Origin of the sequence: Ferruginibacter sp. HRS2-29 (assembly GCF_024343615.1) — a bacterium.
GTDB lineage: Bacteria > Bacteroidota > Bacteroidia > Chitinophagales > Chitinophagaceae > Ferruginibacter.
In genome coordinates, this window is the sequence record NZ_RJUB01000006.1 from 38284 (window position 1) to 52723 (window position 14440).

General features: G+C 40.3%; 11 protein-coding genes. 10 read left to right on the forward strand and 1 reads right to left on the reverse strand.

The window, feature by feature from the left end; translation table 11 throughout:
* Positions 1-10: 10 nt before the first annotated feature.
* The 4 genes from EGI32_RS03500 (at position 11) to EGI32_RS03515 (ending at position 6023) form a co-directional block, all read left to right on the forward strand.
* Entirely contained in the window at positions 11-541 is a 531-nt protein-coding gene (locus tag EGI32_RS03500; RefSeq protein ID WP_255153982.1) for a hypothetical protein, read from the forward strand.
* 27 nt (positions 542-568) lie between these two features.
* Complete coding sequence (locus EGI32_RS03505; protein WP_255153983.1) at positions 569-5062, forward strand: DUF6443 domain-containing protein; 4494 nt, start codon at positions 569-571, stop codon at positions 5060-5062.
* Positions 5063-5073: 11 nt separating this feature from the next.
* Positions 5074-5478, forward strand: a complete 405-nt coding sequence (locus EGI32_RS03510; protein ID WP_255153984.1) for a hypothetical protein — start codon at positions 5074-5076, stop codon at positions 5476-5478.
* Between the two features lie 158 nt (positions 5479-5636).
* The gene (locus EGI32_RS03515) at positions 5637-6023 is read left to right on the forward strand and encodes a hypothetical protein (RefSeq protein WP_255153985.1); all 387 of its coding nucleotides are present in this window, start codon (positions 5637-5639) and stop codon (positions 6021-6023) included.
* A gap of 68 nt (positions 6024-6091) precedes the next feature.
* Here the strand turns inward: EGI32_RS03515 and EGI32_RS03520 are convergent, their stop codons facing one another.
* Positions 6092-6418: a hypothetical protein gene (locus tag EGI32_RS03520; protein WP_255153986.1), complete on the reverse strand. Its 327-nt coding sequence runs from the start codon at positions 6416-6418 to the stop codon at positions 6092-6094.
* Positions 6419-6526: 108 nt separating this feature from the next.
* Here EGI32_RS03520 and EGI32_RS03525 point away from each other — a divergent pair, with 108 nt between their 5' ends.
* The 6 genes from EGI32_RS03525 (at position 6527) to EGI32_RS03550 (ending at position 14028) form a co-directional block, all read left to right on the forward strand.
* On the forward strand, positions 6527-8119 hold the full coding sequence (locus tag EGI32_RS03525; RefSeq protein WP_255153987.1) for an RHS repeat-associated core domain-containing protein: 1593 nt from the start codon (positions 6527-6529) through the stop codon (positions 8117-8119).
* A 1-nt stretch (position 8120) separates the two neighbouring features.
* On the forward strand, positions 8121-8732 hold the full coding sequence (locus EGI32_RS03530) for a hypothetical protein (RefSeq protein WP_255153988.1): 612 nt from the start codon (positions 8121-8123) through the stop codon (positions 8730-8732).
* A 290-nt stretch (positions 8733-9022) separates the two neighbouring features.
* The gene (locus EGI32_RS03535; RefSeq protein ID WP_255153989.1) at positions 9023-10480 is read left to right on the forward strand and encodes an RHS repeat-associated core domain-containing protein; all 1458 of its coding nucleotides are present in this window, start codon (positions 9023-9025) and stop codon (positions 10478-10480) included.
* 11 nt (positions 10481-10491) lie between these two features.
* Complete coding sequence (locus EGI32_RS03540) at positions 10492-11043, forward strand: hypothetical protein (RefSeq protein WP_255153990.1); 552 nt, start codon at positions 10492-10494, stop codon at positions 11041-11043.
* Positions 11044-11527: 484 nt separating this feature from the next.
* Positions 11528-13750 (forward strand): hypothetical protein, encoded by a 2223-nt coding sequence (locus tag EGI32_RS03545; protein ID WP_255153991.1) that lies wholly within the window; start codon positions 11528-11530, stop codon positions 13748-13750.
* 2 nt (positions 13751-13752) lie between these two features.
* Positions 13753-14028 (forward strand): hypothetical protein, encoded by a 276-nt coding sequence (locus EGI32_RS03550; protein ID WP_255153992.1) that lies wholly within the window; start codon positions 13753-13755, stop codon positions 14026-14028.
* The last annotated feature ends 412 nt before the right edge of the window (positions 14029-14440 follow it).

Below are 14440 nucleotides of genomic sequence, written 5' to 3' on the forward strand. Positions count from 1 at the left end.
ACCAATGATTATGATCAAAAATATTTTAGTACTGTTGGTGCTAAACATACTGGTGGGAAGTATATATGATTATACTATCCCTACCATAGAGGGAAATACCGTTGCGTTGTCGTCTATGCAGGGCAAAAAGATGCTCTTTGTCACCTTGCCCATCACGGAAGACGACGCCTCGGATTCGATGTTATCGAGCCTTGACTCTATCGCCACCCTTCACTCCGATAGCCTTGCTGTAATAGCATCCCCGTCTTACGAAGATGGTTATACAACGGCACAAAAAGATAGCCTTAGAAACCGGCTCAGGATAAAACTTAGTAATGCCGTGATCATTACCGATGGGATTTATACACGAAAAACCTCAGGCACTGCCCAGCAGGATTTTTACCAGTGGTTGACGCAGGTATCAAAAAATACTGTGTTGGATATTGATGTGGATGGCCCGGGCTATAAATATTTTGTAAATAAGGACGGGGAACTGTACGGGGTACTCCGAAGCCAGACCCGCATCACTAGTTCGCTGGTAGATAAATTGATCCGACAATAATTACATGCATTGTAAAAATACCATCCAATGAAATTTTTGAATAGCTATATACGGGCAGGTTTGCTCTTTACTTGTTTGTTATCAATCGCAGGCGAAGCTGCTTATGCCCAACGAGCGGTTCCGGCAGCTTATCCGGCCGGTACCAATATAAATTTTGTCCGCACCTGGGATGCCACTGCTCCCGAGCAGGACGGCAATATCCTCACCACACGTCTTTTGAAGGATGTGAAGACGGCTACCCAATACATCGACGGGCTTGGCCGCCCCTTACAGACCGTCATCAAACAAGGCTCACTGGTTACTGGCGGATCTGGCCCAACTGATATGGTGAGCCCGGTGGAGTACGACGAGTTTGGCAGGCCACGGTTTCAATATTTGCCTTACGCGGAAGCGTCTTCAGCAGACGGAGCGTTTAAAACAAACCCTTTTGCGGCGCAGGCTACTTTTATGAATGCCCAATACAATACTACCCAGGGGGATAGCTGGTATTATGGGCAAACTGATTATGAAGTATCCTCATTGAATCGTGTTCTGAAAACTATGGCACCGGGCAATAACTGGGTCGGAGCTGGCCGCGGTGTGAGTATGCAGTATTCCATGAATACGCCGACAGATGCGGTGCGTATCTGGAACGTGGCCAACCAGTCTAATGCGTTCGGGAGTTATACCAGCCCGGGAGCTTACCCAGCCGGCACTTTGTATAAAAATATCACAACTGATGAGAGAGGTAACCAGGTGATCGAGTTTAAGGATAAGGAAGGCAAAGTGATCCTGAAAAAAGTACAGCTGACCGCTTCACCAGATCTTGGTGGTGGCAGTGGTCATAGTGGCTGGTTGTGTACCTACTTCCTGTATGACGACCTTAATAATTTGCGGTGTGTGATCCAGCCGCGGGGAGTGGAGTTGATTAGTTCTACCTGGTTGTTAGATGATGCCACCTTCATGGCAGAGCAATGCTTCCGGTACGAATATGATACCCGCAACCGGATGAACCGTAAGCAGGTGCCGGGTGGCGGTGAAACCTGGATGGTATACGATGCGCTCGACCGGGTGGTGCTGACCCAGGATGCCAGCCTGCGTGGCGGACAAAAAAAATGGTTGTACACGCAATACGACGAACTTAACCGCCCGGTGGCTACCGGGCTCATTACGGATAATGTAAATTTCAATAACCTGGCCTATCATACAGCCTTAGCTTACTCCAGCACGGCTTACCCCAACCTGGCTAATTACAGCGGTTATGAAGTGCTGACCAACACTTTTTACGATAATTACAATTGGCAATCGACCTATACAACAGGACTAACCGCCGGTTATGATAACAGCTTCGATACTTATTTTGATCCGGTGAGCAATACCACCTGGCCCTACGGCCAATCCAACACGGCTAGCACACTGCTGAAAAATATGGTAACAGGCAGCCGGACAAAAATATTGGGTACTACCAGCTGGTTGTACACGGCACTTATTTATGACGCTAAAGGACGGGTGATCCAGGCTAAAAGCACCAATAATTTAGGCGGCGTGGATATCAATACCACGCAATATACCTGGGCGGGGCAACCGCTGGTAACCGTATCCAAAACAAATATATCCGGTACCAATGCGCAAACCAGTGTGACCGTATCGCGGATGACCTATGATGACCTGGGCCGGGTGGTAAAAACACAGAAGAGAATCAAAAACTCGCTGGTAAACGGCGACGCGATGCCGGGTTATAGTACCATCAGTACTGTGGCTTACAATGCCCTGGGCCAGGTGAAGAATAAAAACGTAGGCTCCAAAGCGGTTTCCCCGACAGATCCGCTGGCAAAGCAGGACTATGAGTACAATATCCGTGGCTGGCTGCTATCGTCCAACAAAGGTTACCTTGCTACGACCAACAACGATCAATATTTTGGGTATGAGCTCGGGTATGATAAAAATGCTTCGCAGGGAACTTTTGCGGCGCAATACAATGGTAATATCAGCGGTACTATCTGGAAAAGTGAAGGCGACCAGCAAAAAAGAAAATACGATTTTACTTATGATCCTGTAAACCGCCTGATGTCAGCAGACTTTAATCAATATACCGGAAGCTCGTTCAATAAAACTGCCAACGTTGATTTTAGCATGAAAATGGGAGATGGCAGTACCTATACCTCTGCATACGATGCGAATGGGAACATCAAGCAGATGCAGCAATGGGGCTTATTGGTCAATACCAGCGGGCAGATAGATAACCTTCGTTACACCTATAATACCAACAGCAATAAACTGAAAAGCGTAAAAGATTTTAACAATGATCCCATTACAAAACTGGGAGATTTTAAAACCAATACTACGCACCCTCAAAATTCCACTAAAGCCGCCCTTACTACTTCCAGCACGCAGGCACAGTTTGATGCGATAACGGACTATACTTATGATGTGAATGGTAATCTTGCTTTAGACAATAACAAAGGTATCGGCGCCATCGCTTACAATTACCTGAACCTTCCACAAAACATCACCGTGACCAGTAAAGGCACCATCGCTTATACCTATGATGCGGCCGGCACCAAGCTGAAGAAAGTCACTACCGAAAGCCCTTCTACCGCCAATGGCAATAAAACGATTACTACTACCACCCATTATATCGGCGGCCTGGTATACGAAAGCAAAACTACCAGCCCGGCCAATAGCCCCAATGACGATTACAGCAATGTGCTGCAGTTTTTACCGCAGGAAGAAGGACGGGTGCGCTTTAAAGCAGGCACTACACCGGCGCTGTTTTACGATTACTTTTTGAAAGATCACCTGGGGAATGTGAGGATGGTGCTGACAGAAGAAAAGCAACAAAATGTATATCCTGCTGCCACCATGGAAGGTACTTACGGAGGCACTACCAATAGCATGGTCAACTATGAGAATCAATTTTATAAAATCGACAACACGAAAATTGTAACTGAACCATGGACAGGCGAAACGGTCGCAAATACAAAGTTGTATTATAATTACAATGTATCCCCGCCGGGCAATCCGAGTTACCCAACCGGTTGTACCCCTACACAAACAGATGGCAGCAGCAAAGTATATAAATTGAATGCGACCACTAACAAAACAGGGCTGGAATTTGTAATGAAAGTGATGGCAGGAGACGTGATCGACATCATGGGCAAATCGTACTACGTAAACACCAGCAACATTACCAATGCCAATTCTACTGCGCTCGATTTACTTGGACTGATGACGAATTTTTTAACCGCTCCTACTAATGCCGCAGTGGGTAAAGGTTTTACAGCTGGCATTTTGAATACTGCAAATAATGGCGTTATCCCCAATTCTTTTTTCAGGGGTAACAACAGCGAACCGACCACTACCATTCCTAAAGCCTACATCAACTACATATTCTTTGACGAACAATTCAATTACAAAGGGGGTGGCTTTAGCCGGGTGGGTGCCACGAGCGGTTCGGTATGGGATCACTGGCAAAATGACCCGGCACTACAAAACCTTGTAGCACCCAAAAATGGATATATATTTGTGTACGTTAGCAATGAAAGCAATTTAGATGTGTTCTTTGATAATTTACAGGTGATCCACAAGCCGGGGCCGATATTGGAGGAAACGCATTATTATCCGTTCGGGTTGACGATGGCGGGGATAAGTTCGAAGGCAGCGGGGCAGTTGGAAAATAAACTGAAGTATAATGGTAAGGAAGAGCAGCGGAAGGAGTTTAGTGATGGAAGTGGGCTGGAGTGGATGGATTATGGAGCGAGGATGTATGACGGGCAGGTGGGAAGGTTTTTTACCCAGGATCGATTTGCAATAAAATATAATCATTTGTCCCTTTATCAATATGCGGCCAATGACCCCGTAAAAAATATTGATGTTAACGGCGATAGTGTATGGGTCACTACTCAAAATATTTATAACAATAAGGGAGAAGTGACAGGAATTAATTATACATTACATGCGACCATCAAAGTTCTTAATTTGGCCGATGGCGAATTAAATATAAAATCTTTGGCTTCAGATTTTCAAAATCAATTGTCTGGAGCCTTGTCAGGTTGGGACTCGAAAGATATATTTAGTACGGATATTCAAGTATCTGTGGCAAATTCTATGGATGATGTTTTTGATAGTGACCATTTGTTAGCAATAGTGGATGATGTTGAGTCAATGACTGATATATTTAGTGATAAAACTGTTGGTATGGCTAGGCTTAATGGGAAAATTGCTTATGCTGAAAAAACTTCATTCGGTATGCTCTTAAATACAATGACTCACGAGTTCGGACACAATCTTGGATTAGGCCATAGTGATGATCCTGATAACTATATGTCTAACGCTAAAAGTGATAGACAAAATTTTACAGGTACACAAATCAAAACAGCCTTCAACAATTCAATGCAAGGAAAACTTAATAAAGGATCTAATAGTGAAAGAGCCATTCGAGCATCTAACAATTGGTTTTGGCATAATTCAACAAATACGGAGCCTTATGATTTTAATGTCAAACAAGGACAACGAATTCCAGCAACTGTAGATAGTTTTTAAAATAAATCATAATGAAAACATTACCCTTTTCAATACTAATAATAATTGGATTGATACTTATTATTAATAGTAGTTGTACTTCTAGTAAGTATGTTTATTTTTATTTAGAAAATATCGGAAATGATTTTGAAAAAGTTGAGATGAAAGTTTTTATCGACGATTCACTCTATATAGATAAAAATGTTCGTACATCTTCTGTAAGTCCCAGTTATTCACAATTTCGGTTTGGTTTAAAAAAGGGAATCCATGTTGTGAAAGTCTTGGTTGATTCTTTAGAAAAATCAGATACTTTAAGTTTAGATAAAGTCACGTACTATTACATAACGCATGAATCTAAAAACGATTCGGGTCTTGCAAAAAATATAATAAGAAAAATCTATCTTCAAAAGACCACAAGTAATTTATCTCATAGATAACATTCAAAACAGCTTTTCCCCCCTCTGCCCCCTTCTGGCGGGAGTGATCCCTGTTGGTTGGGGTATTGGATTAGCTTGGACAATTGGAGATATTATTACAAAAGGAGTAACCGGTAAGAGTATAACTGAAAATATATTTGATCCATAAAATTTAAAGCATGTATAATTTTGTGTTTTGGTTTTTTTATAAATTCTTTGAATGGCGAAAAGGTTTTAAATCAATCTTTTTATCTGCTGCTATGGTAGGACTTACTGTTTTAATACATCTTTTGTTACTCTATGCTGTTATCAGATATTTTACCAATACGACTTTAGGTAAGTTAAACGGAAGCTATACAGATCGTAAACTCCTGTATTCACCTTTTGTTATTGGAATCTTTCTAATTGTTTATTTTTTTTACTATAGAAGAAAATCCGAAGTGGTCTTAAATAAGAAAGAAAATGACCGTTTTTCTAGGCCTATAAATATTTTTTACATCATATTAATCTTAGTGGTTCCTTTGCTTTTGGCAATATTATTTACAAATAAAGCACTCAATCAATAAATATTATTTACTCAGTTCAATAATCATAAAAAATACAAAAAGCCACTCATCATTGAGTGGCTTTTTTATTACTGCATAGTTGCAACAAAATCTTTGAACGTCTTTTTAGTTATAATGGTATCAATCAAACGGAACACCATTGCTTTATCTTCTTCGTGCAGCGTGCTGATAAGTTGTAATTGTTCCATTGCTGTTTTATCTTCTATTTTTTCTTCGGTAGGAACTTTGCCTTTAAAGTTCACCAGTTCATCAAGTGTCATACCAAAATGCTTTGCCACTTTAGCCAGGGCGGTAACAGAAAGCTCCCGTTCCCCCTTTCTGGCGCGAGTGTTCCGCAGGATCACTCGTGTCTCTTCAAGGTGGCAGGTCTGCGACCGGGATAAGAACCAATACACTTCCAAAATTACTGCAATAACAAATGTGCAACAGAAAGCCACACTCCTTACCCTGCATTAAGTTTCGGAGGCGCATCCGGAAGTACGGAAGTAACTAATCAGTCGGCCATGTGGGAGAAAGCCGACGGTACCCCATTCGATGTAACGGGTAGCCGTACCACCAATGCGCAACTACAGGCAGCTACTACACTAGTGCCTGCAACAGGTACTTACAGTTTGCTGGTGCGCAGCAGTACTGGTAAGATCGGCGCAGGGAAGCTGCTGAAAGTGATGAGCGGCGATAAGATACATGCTACGGTACAATATTATTTCAGTGCCAATACCGGAGGTTCCGGCACCGGATTGAGTACGCTTGTGAGTGCGCTGACCAATATACTGACTAACAGCGTGGCTAGTTCAGGCGTAGTAAAATCCAACGCGGCTGCACTATCTTCTGCGGTAAATGTAGATCCTGCCGCAGCCACTTACTTTACAAACGTTAACAATGCTTCGGGTTCTACCCGTCCCAAGGCATACCTGAATATTTTATTTTTTGATGAACAATTCAGGTTTGATGCCGCAGCCAGCTACACTGAACAGATCGGTACTACGAACCCCGGTCAGATAATCGTAGCATTAGGCAGTGCTAAACAAGCAAAGAAGAATGGATATTGCTATATTTACATCAGCAATGAAACCAATGATATGGTGTATTTTGATAACCTGACATTGAAGCATGAGCGGAGTCCTATTCTTGAAGAGACGCATTATTATCCATTTGGGGTACCTATGGCCGGGATATCTTCCAAGGCCGCAGGCAGCATGGCAAATAAGTTCAATTACAATGGCAAAGAAGAACAGAACAAGGAGTTCAGTGATGGCAGCGGTTTGGAGTGGTTGGATTATGGTGCGAGGATGTATGATAATCAGATAGGGAGGTGGAATCATGTTGATCCTTTGGCCGACAAAATGAGAAGGCATTCATCTTATAATTATGCTTTTGACAATCCGATAAGATTTATTGACCCAGATGGAATGAAAGCAAGAGATTGGTATAAAAATGAGGGTGGAGATTTAACATGGTTTGAAGGGAGTCGTAATCATATTGGATATCAGAATGTAGGAAAATCTGGAAGCTTCAATTCTTACACAGAATATAATGGCGAAAAAGAACTGGTAAGTTCATATCGACTTAATTCTGATGGAACTGCAACTAAAAATGGAGTGGCCTACTACGGTGGTGCAAGTATTTCGACAGAAGGAGGACATACTATAACAACAGGTGCTAAAAGTGATATCTATACTATCAATCAAGAGGAACCTCGTGATGGAGGAGGAATTGTATTTACATCAAGTTCTGGCCAAGGAGGAGCTCCATATGCACCTAATTCTGATTCAAAAGTTGAGAATATAGATGTTCTTATGCAAACTTTTTCAATGACTAGTAAAGTCGGTCCTTTAAAACAGCCTGATTTTACAGATCTTTGGGATGCGACAAAAATGTTTATTAAGGTTGGGAAACAGGTAGCGACAGATATGATGAAAGATCAAAATTCCACGTCGGAAACTCAAAGTAGATGGAATGATTATCCTAAACCTGGAATTAAAGCAAATACCGTTGTAAACTTTGGTACTATAAATTACTTAAAAATAGATGATTCGACCTGGGAGCAGGTATATTTACCAGCTACCGATACAAGTCCTGTCTATTTAAAAAAATAAAATGAAATATTGTTATATATACATATTACTTTTTCTCTCCTGTAAATCGCCAGCAAGAATTGAAAATTGTGACAAGAATATCAAAAACCTTTTGAAAAAAAATAGTGATAGGTTAGAGGTGAATGATAGTTTTAGCAACGGTGCGATTTCTATGATGGTTGATAAAAAAACATCTTCTGTTTTCGGCGCTTATTATTTTTATCCATCTGGAGAATTAAAGTCCTATAAATTTTTTATGTCACCACCAACTTATGTATATAACGAAGAATTTGATTCTTTAGGTAATCAATTTAAAACAGAGGGTAAATCGTTGATGGCGCACCTGTTCAGAAAAGCAGATTCTCAAAACGTAGAATTTACTTTTCTATTTTTTTCACTCAATAAAAATTATAGAAATATTCACATCAGATCTAGTATAGGGAGTAATCAATCATTTGAGGAAATACAACCTTACAAATTACTTACGAATGTTCATTTCTTAACATTTCAATTACCAGTTGTAAAATCTTTTAATAAACTTTCTCTTTTCACAACTTACGAAGTAGAAAATAAGTGCTCTGGAACATATCAGGTTTTTATTGATACTGCCGTGTTCCAAAATTTTCAGCTTTGATAAATAATTCCCCCCTTCTGGCGCGAGTGTTCCCCCTTTCTGGCGAGTGTTCCGCAGGATCACTCGTGTCTCTTCAAGGTGGCAGGTCTGTGACCGGGATAAGAACCAATACACTTCCAAAATCACTGCAATAATCAATGTGCAACAGAAAGCCACACCCGCCATTGATCTTAAGTCATCCAACAATTTTTTTCTTAAAAGATAGTTAACCGTAAATATGTTCAATATCGATGTGCCCTTTTTCATTTGTAAAATAATCCCAAACAGATGGCAGCAGCAAAGTATATAAATTGAATGCGACCACTAACAAAACAGGGCTGGAGTTTGTAATGAAAGTGATGGCAGGAGATGTGATCGACATTATGGGTAAATCATACTACGTCAATACTACCAACATTACCAATGCCAATTCTACCACCCTTGATGTATTGGGTTTGATGACCAATTTTTTAACTGCTCCTGCCAATGCAGCTGCGGGCAAAGGGTTTACAGCAGGCATTTTGAATACCGCAAATAGTGGTGTTATCCCCAATTCTTTTTTCAGGGGTAACAATAGTGAACCAACCACTACCATTCCTAAAGCGTATATCAACTATATATTTTTTGATGAACAGTTCAATTACAAAGGGGGTGGCTTTAGCCGGGTGGGTGCAACGAGTGGATCAGTATGGGATCACTGGCAAAATGATCCTGCACTACAAAATCTTGTAGCACCCAAAAATGGATATATATTTGTGTACGTAAGCAACGAAAGTAATTTAGATGTGTTCTTTGATAATTTACAGGTGATCCACAAGCCGGGGCCGATATTGGAGGAAACGCATTATTATCCGTTTGGGTTGACGATGGGGGGGATAAGTTCAAAAAGTGAAGGTAGTTTGGCAAATAATAAGAAATGGAATGCAGGCAGCGAATTAAATACAAATTTTGATATAAATCTGTATGAAACACAATTTAGAAGTCTGGATCCTCAATTGGGAAGATTTTGGCAAATAGATCCTAGGCCAAATTTGGAGATGAGCCCGTATTGTTCTATGGGCAATAATCCGATTTTGTTAAATGATCCTTTAGGTGATACGACAAGAATTATGATTGGAGATCAATATTACAATTTACAAAGAAATAAGGATGGAGGAATTTCCTTTTATGATAATAACGGGAAAATGTACAATGGAAAACTAGACGAGTTTTCTCAGAGTGTTTTGACAACCGTTAATTCTATCGCAGGAATTAAAGATGAGGAAGTACAATCTCGATTAACTGAAGTTTTGGGTGGCACAAAGATGATTACTGTAATGGACGGGTTACAAAACTTTGATGGAAAAACAGGTGATTTGTCCTGGTTCGATAATAAAGCTGGAAATAGAATAATGAGCAATAATGGTGGTAATATAGAGAAAGATGGACCATTTACTAAAGTTACACGGGATTCTGATTTAGAATTTATTCATGAATGGCTAGGTCATGGTTTTCAATATTCAAAAGGAATGTTGAATCATGATAGAATACTCCCATTTACGGAAAATGGCAGACTTATTGGTTGGCCCGAAAAAGTTGAAGCTGATGCTGCAACTATCGTTACAAGAGCAGCAGAGGCATCTGGTAGACCACAAATGGGACAGCCTGTTTACATTGAAGACGCAAAACGGCCGGATGGCACTCCAATACAACGGCTATTTCACGTAATTCCTCGAGGCTATCTCTTAACAAATAGTGAATCTCAAAAACCACCTAATTACAGGCGCTAATATTAATAATTATGAAACTACTAACGTTAATTTTCTGTCTTTGGATGAATCCATCGTATCAGACCCATACTTGTACAACTTCTTTGGTTGATAAGGCGTATGATCCAAAATTTAAAGCGGATTACTTCCTTTTTATTCCTGTCGAAACTTCAAAATATAGGAACGCGAGGTTGATGATTTTAAAAGAAAACTTTAGAAAGTATATGATTGCTTTTGATTCATCCTATTCAGACAATGATAAATTAAAAAATTATTTAAAAGAATTATTAGATAAAAAGGAAAAATTGTTTTTTCATGAGATATTTTACACTACTAATTTCGGGTTAGCAGAATATAAAGTATTGAATGAGAAAAATACAATTGATATCAGTACAATAAAAAAGAGAGACTTTTTTTTAAAAACATATTTATTTGATTATGCTCCAAATAAAAAATATTTTAATCTAAATGTATCTGCGAATATTAAAAATTACTATTTCGTATATGAAAGATTATTTACGATGAATTATTTAGTCGCTAACGGCGATGGTGTAATTGGTGTATTTAAAGTAGCCTGTAAATAATAGAAAGTTCTCCCCTCTTGCGCCAGGGGCGGATTACTTAAATTCGGAGGTGAAGATGTGCTGTATAATGTACAAGATGCAGGAAATTTTATGACTGGGTTAGCATTTATATTAGTTGGGATGTCGGGTACCACCACCCAATTCGGAGCGCAAATAAATGAATTTGGTAAAGACACGGATGCAGATCAAAGAGCTATTGGTAATGGAGCAAATTAAAATGGTGTGAAATTGTCGGGAAGTAATGCACAAGATTCTATGAATTCGTTACGCGAGGCAGCTAAAGCTATTTTCTCATTCAATTGGTTTTAGCATATGAAATATAGTAAAATTGCAATAATCCTATTTATTAGTTTTATCCTTCGCCGTTGTTGGTGTTATCACCAACAACTTCCCAGATTTTCCCCTATTGAGTCACTCAGCGAGGTGAGTTAGCATGTTAAAGTTATCAATAGCCGAATAATAAAACTTTCTTTCTCTTTCTAAGTTGCAAGATGTTATTGGTGATAACACCAACAACGGCGAAAATGATCCCACTACAAAGCTGGGAGACTTTAAAACCAATACTACACATCCGCAAAATTCCACTAAAGCCGCCCTTACTACTTCCAGCACGCAGGCACAGTTTGATGCGATAACGGACTATACTTATGATGTGAATGGTAATCTTGCTTTAGACAATAACAAAGCTATCGGTGCCATCGCTTACAATTACCTGAACCTTCCACAAAACATCACCATAACCAGTAAAGGTACCATCGCTTATACCTATGATGCGGCAGGTAACAAGCTAAAAAAAGTCACTACCGAAAGCCCGTCTACCGCCAATGGCAATAAAACCATTACTACTACCACCCATTACATCGGCGGCCTGGTATACGAAAGCAAGACCACCAGCCCGGCCAATAGCCCTAATGACGATTACAGCAATGTGCTGCAGTATTTACCGCAGGAAGAAGGGAGGGTACGGTTTAAGCCAGGCACTACACCGGCCTTGTTTTATGATTATTTTTTGAAGGATCACTTGGGGAATGTGCGGATGGTATTGACAGAAGAAGCGAACGCCGACACCTACCCTGCATTAAGTTTCGAAGGCGCATCCGGAAGTACGGAAGTAACTAATCAATCGGCCATGTGGGAAAAAGCCGATGGTACCCCATTTGATGTAACGGGTAGCCGTACCACTAATGCGCAACTACAGGCAGTTACTACATTAGTGCCTGCAACAGGTACTTACAGTTTGCTGGTGCGCAGCAGTACTGGTAAGATCGGCGCAGGAAAGTTGCTGAAAGTGATGAGTGGAGACAAGATACATGCCACCGTGCAATATTATTTCAGTGCCAATACCGGAGGTTCCGGCACCGGATTGAGTACGCTTGTGAGTGCGCTGACCAATATATTGACTAACAGCGTAGCTAGTTCCGGCGTAGTAAAATCCAACGCGGCGGCACTATCTTCTGCGGTAAATGTGGATCCTGCAGCAGCCACTTACTTTACAAACGTTAACAATGCTTCGGGTTCCACCCGTCCTAAGGCATACCTGAATATTTTGTTTTTTGACGAGCAATTTAAGTTCGATGCCACAGCCAGCTACAGTGAACAGATCGGCACTACGAACCCTGGACAAATAGTGGTAGCATTAGGCAGTGCTAAACAGGCAAAGAAGAACGGATATTGCTATATTTACATCAGCAATGAAACCAATGACATGGTTTACTTTGATAACCTGACATTGAAGCATGAGCGGAGTCCTATACTGGAAGAAACTCATTATTATCCGTTCGGGTTGACGATGGCGGGAATAAGTTCGAAGGCCGCAGGAGTGACACCTAATAAAGAAAAGACTTTTCAGGATCAACGTTTTGATGATGATTTAGGATTGAACTGGGTGCAGTTCAAATGGCGGAATCATGATCCCCAGATCGGCAGATTTATAGAAATCGATCCCCTTGCTGATAAATATGTTTACAACAGCACATATGCTTTTTCAGAAAATAAAGTTACTTCTCATGTTGAGTTAGAATGCTTGGAAGCTGTTTTAATGGAGTCGATGCAGGAAGACCAAGATTGGCTAAATATTTATGATGGAGATAGGGATAAATTAGTTGCACGTCAAACTCAAGAAGGCAAAGGAATGGCTTTGGCATTAGGGGTTTCATTAGGGATTTGCTTTCCTGAACTTGGGCAGCTTCTTATCGCTTCTTACATGTGCGGAGTACCTCTTAATGGATCTCCACAATTGATGGCCGAATCAGTCGCCTCTCAAGTTGTATCAGAAGGAGGAGCAACAGCTTCAGGAGTTTCATTAGCAGATAAAGCACGAGTTCTTACGGCTGGAGGAGAAGTAGGAATGATGGACGGAACTGCAAACTTAGTAGTTGACGCAAAAACAGGATTTTTCAACATAAAATTAACTACAGGTTCAGAAACCGGGATTATTACCGGAGAAGTCAATATTAATAACAATGCAATTAAGTTTAGTGATATCGAAATAATTAATGCCAAAGGAGGATTAGGAACTATTGGGCAACAAGGTTCTATAGGGGCTACTTCTTTTAGCAAATTAACGAAGGAAATTACCGAACTGAGTAAGGCGGGTGGGTTTAATAAGGCCACAGTTGAATTTTCACGACTGAGACCACCAGGCTCAAATCTTCCAGACACAGATACAAGAACTATTACCTTATTTGATATAACACCAAACCCATAAAAATGAGAATACATCCCAAAATCAAAATATACATGGATTTACTTAGCGATTTAAGAGCTGAAGATTTTAAGGAGCGAGATTTGGAAATTCTAGGGATTTTGAATAATGCAGGCACAACGTCTACAGAAGCTATTATAGCATTACATTTTGCCTTAAATATTGAAATGGAAGTTGCTGAAAAGGTAGTTTATGCTTCTAATTTATGGAAGCCTGAACACATACAAGACATAGCATATCAAACAATGTTGTATATGAGCGACTATGATCTAAATCATTAAATAACCATAACTTATCAACCAAAGTCGGTCATTTTCGCCGTTGTTGGTGTTTTCACCAACAACTTCTATCAAGCCTCAAGATGTCGTTGGTGAAAACACCAACAACGGCGAAAAATAAATTTAGACGTCCCACCTTATAATGCATCAACAGGCATCCTACTTAACTGGAAGGATAATTTCGAAATAACGGTTATCCTTCAAAGCGACACTGTATGCCTAAAAGCGAATCAGGCGGGTTTAATATCTCTCGCCAACCATTTACTAAATATTGCTCAGAATGACGTGCCTATTGGGTCTCATATACATCTGGATGAATATAACTCATTGGAGGAAGGATATAATGAGTTTATTATCGAAAAAATCTGGCATTCCATGGAAGAGCCCAATCAGGTCTTTCACGGAGAGGTGTTGC